At 73.5% G+C, this 4,756-nt stretch carries 4 protein-coding genes; all 4 read right to left on the bottom strand.

Annotation, left to right across the window (positions count from 1 at the left end; all coding sequences use genetic code 11):
- Window positions 1-35 precede the first annotated feature (35 nt).
- On the bottom strand, window positions 36-989 hold the full coding sequence (locus tag ACFU99_RS33395; protein WP_384399192.1) for an RICIN domain-containing protein: 954 nt from the start codon (window positions 987-989) through the stop codon (window positions 36-38).
- Window positions 990-1,158: 169 nt separating this feature from the next.
- Window positions 1,159-3,258: a hypothetical protein gene (locus ACFU99_RS33400; RefSeq protein WP_384399194.1), complete on the bottom strand. Its 2,100-nt coding sequence runs from the start codon at window positions 3,256-3,258 to the stop codon at window positions 1,159-1,161.
- Window positions 3,259-3,354: 96 nt separating this feature from the next.
- Window positions 3,355-3,531, bottom strand: a complete 177-nt coding sequence (locus tag ACFU99_RS33405; protein ID WP_384399196.1) for a hypothetical protein — start codon at window positions 3,529-3,531, stop codon at window positions 3,355-3,357.
- 260 nt (window positions 3,532-3,791) lie between these two features.
- Window positions 3,792-4,756, bottom strand: a 965-nt coding sequence (locus ACFU99_RS33410; protein WP_384399198.1) for a LuxR C-terminal-related transcriptional regulator, incomplete at its 5' end; no start/stop codon positions are given.

The raw sequence follows: 4,756 nt of genomic DNA on the forward strand, positions 1-4,756 counted from the left end.
GGTCTATGCCGGCATGCTGCCGGACCGAAGTGCCGTCAGATGCGCCAGCGGCTCTCGCCGTTGTCGCACTTCTGGAGGATCAGCCGCCGGTCGTTGTTCTCCGGCTTGTCCTTGGCGCCGACCGTGACGCACAGGCCGTGGCTGGCGAAATTGCGGATGTGCACGGTGCCGCCCCCGGCCGGTTCGAACCACCACAGCTGGTTGTCCTTGAACGAGTCGGTGCAGGGCGCCTCGATGAGCTTGGTGCCCGGCGGCATCGCGCCGAACATCGGCACATCCAGGCAGAGGCCGTCCTTCGCATTGTCGATCAGCACGAGGTCGGAGCCGCCGGGGCCCTTGCCCTTGTGGTAGACCCGGACGTCCCACAACTGGTTGTCGTTGTCGGTCCCGTCGCACTGGTACTGGTTGACGGGCGTGTTCTGCGAACCGGGACCGTTGCCCGGGATGTCCATACACAGGCCGGTGGAGAAGTTCCGCAGCAGCGTCTTGGGGATGTTGACGAGGGACTGCGACCGGAACACCATGTCCTTCGGCTGGACGGGGCCCGCCTTCTTGAGCTTCTCCTCTTTCTCCTTCTTCTTCTCCGCCGCCGTCTTCGGCTTGGGGGACGGCGTGCCCACGCTCTTCGGCTCGGTCCCCGTGCCGACCGTCGCCGGGGGCGGCGGTTCCTGGGTGTGCGGAGGCTCGACCGTCCGCGTCGGCTTCGGGTCGGGCGTGTGCGGCGCGGGGGTGTGCATCCGCAGTGCGCGTTCCTTCGCCGTCTGCTCGGCCGCGAGATGCACCTTCTTGTCGTGCTCGTCCGCCTGGTAGCTGCGCCACGCGCCGACTCCCAGGGTGGCTCCGGCGGCGAGCGCCAGCACGGCGGCGGCGCCGGCGATGCGGGTGCCCACGCGGGAACGCTCGCCGGGCTGCTGGGAGCTCGTGGTCAGCGCGGCGACGAACCGCGCCCGCCGCCGTCGTTTCGCGTCGTCCTGTTCAGTATCGCTCAAGGCCCGTTTCCCAACTCACAGAAGCTGCGACAGTAGATGTGCGGGCAGGACCTGGTCCGTCCCGCCCGCTGCGCCCCCGGCCAGTGAATCACCGGCGGCCTCGATCGGGACCGGTCCGTGGGCGGTGTGAGCGCGAGATGAGCAAAGGTTGAACAGCTCTGATCCGCCCTCACCGGGTTACCGATCCGTACAGTTCTCGTTCGCGCAGCAGCTCCGCGGCTCTCGTCAGCGCGGCGGCCAGCCGCCGCCGGTAGGTGCTGAAGGACAGCGCCGCCCGGCTCGCCGCGGCCTGCTGACTGCGCGGCCCGCTCAGATAGGTGATCTCCAGGACGTCGGCCAGCTGTCGCTGCCCGGGGAGCGCGCGCAGCTGGGCCACCGTCTCGGTCAGCGCGGTCCGCAGCGCGGCAGCGTCCGCGCCGGGCGCCACCAGCCGGGTGCTCAGCAGTGCGCTCTCCGCGAGCTGCCGCGGGTCCAGCGCGCTGCGGTAGGCGTGCTTGACGGCCTCCGCGAACTCCGGCCAGGGCATGGGGGGCGCCGTCGCGGACGCCGCCGGCGCGGGCAGCGCGGCGGGGTCGTCGGACAGCAGCCGGGTGCGCAGCGCCTCGGCCCAGCGGTCGAACGTCGCGCTGCGCCAGTCCTGTACGTACGGCGCCGCACCCCGGCACCCGTCCGGGCCGTCGAGCGGGGCCGTGCGCTGCTGCCCGTACAGCTCCAGCAGTGTGGCCAGCGCCCGCTGGTCGGGGGCCGTGCACGTCCAGCTCATCGCCAGTCCCGGCGTGGTGGCCCACAGCGTGGTCAGCGCGTAGCCGGCCGCGACCGCGCTGCCGGTGCTCCAGCGCGCCAGCAGCAGCCGTTCGCTGCGCCGCAGCGGCGAGCGGCCGGCCGCGTGCTCCAGCGCGGCGTGCGCCACCGGGTCGTCGGGCAGGCCGGTGGAGCCCGCCTCCAGGCAGGGGGCGACGAGCGTGCCGACGATGCCGCGGCGGCCGTTCTCGGCGACGGTGAAGGCGGCGGGCTGCTGGTCCCACCACTGCCGGGCGAGGAGGGCGGCCGTGCCGCCGTGCTCCTTCTCGACGGCGGCGAGTACGGCGGCCAGGTCCGCGGGGCGGGCGGTGCGCAGCTGGAGGCGGTCCGCGCCGTGCCAGTCGGCGGCCTCGCGCGCGATCCGGTTCGTACGGCCGAGGTAGGCGAGGCCCGCGCCGAACGCCCAGCGCCCGCCGCCGCGCTCCGCCAGCCGCTCGGCCAGGTGCGCGTGCAGCCGCCGGAAGAGCCGTTCGTACGTCTCCAGGCCGCGCCAGCGCAGGTCGGCGAGGAGCGCCTCCCGTACGAGCTCGTGCGGGACGAGGCCGTCGGCGGTGGTGTGCACGAAGGACTGGCAGCTCAGCCAGGCGCAGAGGGTACGGGCCTCGGCCGCCGGGATCTCCAGGGCGTGCCGCACCAGTTCCTCGGTGGTGACGCGGGCGAGCGCCAGGACGTGCAGGGCGTCGGAGCGGTCCGGCGTGGGGCTCTCCCGCAGCAGCAGCCGCAGCAGTTCGCGCACCAGGTCGGGGGAGTCGCTCAGCTCCCAGCCCGGGTAGGGCCCGTCGGGGTGCGGGGCGCGTTCGCGCGCGTCGGCGAAGAGGGCGAGGGCCAGCGGGAGGCCGTACGCGGCCCGTACGAGCTCGGGGACGGTCGCTTCGTCGACGTCGCGGTTGCGCAGCAGCTGCGCGGCCTCGGTGTCGTCCATGCCGTCCAGTTCCACGCTGCGCAGGGCGTGCCACCACTGGGCGTCGGTGCGCCACTCCGCGGACGGGGGGCGGCGGCCGCCGATGACGAGCAGGACGTGGGCGGGCATGCGCGGCAGGAACTCGTCGCGCAGCCACTGTTCCAGGGGGCCCAGCGACTCCGCCGAGTCGATCAGCAGGACGTGCGCGTCCGACGTCGGGCCCTGTGCTTCGAGGGCGGCGAGGAACGCCTCGGGGGTCGGTTCCGTGCCGCGCATGTCGATGGAGCGGGCGGTCCGGCCGTGCGCCTCGGCCTCGTCGGCGAACCGGCGCAGCAGGGTGGTCTTGCCGACGCCGCCCATGCCGTGCAGCCACACCACGAAGCAGCCGTGCCGGTCGCTGAGCAGCAGCTCCCGCAGCAGCCGGAGTTCGGCGACCCGGCCGGTGAAGACCCGTTTGCGCAGGGCCGCCAGGAGGGCGCCGTGCGAGTCGGCGGAGGCGGTGGCGGGGGCAGCGGCGGTTGCGGGGGCCGCGGCGGGGACGGGCGGGGATGTGACGGACCCGGGCATGACGGACGGGGGTGGGGCGGCCTGGGGCGGGACGGTGGCGGGCATGACGGACGCGGACGGTACGGGCGTGGGCTGGGGGGGTGTCGTCCGCATCGGTTACCCGCTGAACCGCTGGGAGCCGTCGAGGCGCGGGCTGCCGAGGCGCGGGCCGTCGACGGGCGGGCGGGTGACGCGCGGGCGGGTGACGCTGAGGGTGCCGGTGGCCGTTCCGCGGGCCGGCGCCTGCTGGGCCGACGGTTCCGCGAGGCCCGGCAGAACCACCTTTGTGATCATCGAGCCTTTCCTGCTTTCGAGCATTCGAGCTTTCGGGTCGCTGTGTTACTGCTGCGTTGCGGCGTTACTTGCCGGTACTGGTTCGCGTGCCGTGCGCTTTGCGCTTCGGTGGTGCGCTTTTCGCTTTCGAGCACGTGAGCCGGTCCATGATTGACCGTGATTGATCGTGACTGTCGACGATGCTCCTCCGGTTGTGCCCGCGCATCGGTGATGACTACGTAGAACGGGGCGGGTCGATTACGTAATTCCGTTTCGGGTGGTCAGAGAGCCAACTCCCGCAACTGGCGACGTGAGGAAATGCCCAATTTGCGGTAGATGTTGCGGAGATGGGCGTCGATCGTGCGCGGGCTGAGGAACAGCATCGCCGCCACCTCCTTCGACGTGGCGCCCGCGCCGACCTTCCCGGCGATGACCCGCTCCTGCGCGGTCAGCTCGCCGAGCGGATTCTCGCCGTGCGGGCGCGGCCGGGCCCCGATGGCGCGCAGCCCCCGCGCCGCCCGCGCGGCGAAGCCGCGGGCGCCCATGGCCGAGAGCAGGTCGTGCGCCGTCCGCAGCTCGGCCCGCGCCTCGGCGCGCCGGTTCTCGCGGCGCAGCCACTCCCCGTACGTCATCCGGGCGCGGGCGTACAGAATCCGCACCCGGGTCCGGCCGAACTGCTCGATGGCCTCCCGGTACAGCCCCTCGGTGTCCTCCTCCCGGCCCTCGTAGCGGCCCTCGTCCTGGCTGAGGAGCGCGCGGGCCTGAAGCCACTCGGCGACGGCCCACGGGACCGGGTTCGTACGGGCCAGCGCCTCCAGATGGTCCAGGGCCGCGGCGGCCTCCTTCCCGCGGCCGACGTGCGCGGCGGCCTCGACCAGCTCCGAGTTGACGCCCCAGATCGAGTACGAACCGTCCTGCTGCCGCTGCTGCGCCGCCAACGCGGCCTCCAGCGCCGCCTCGTGGTTGCCGAGCCCGTTGTGCAGCACGGCCCGCGAGTAGTGCTCACCGGCGGTCTCGAACGGCCGCCCGCCGGTACCCAGCAGCGACTGGGTCTCGCGGTAGCGGTCGACGTCGCCGCTGAACGCGACGCAGACGAGCTCGGCCCCCAGCAGCGGGGCCGTGCCCGCGGCCTCGTCCACCGCACGCGCCTCGCCGAGGCTGGCGGCGGCCTCCGCGAACCGGCCGACCGAGACCCGGGCGATCGCCTGGTAGCGCAGCGCCTGCGGCAGTGCGGCGAGGGCGCCCC

This window comes from Streptomyces sp. NPDC057654 (genome assembly GCF_042800135.1).
Lineage (GTDB): Bacteria > Actinomycetota > Actinomycetes > Streptomycetales > Streptomycetaceae > Streptomyces.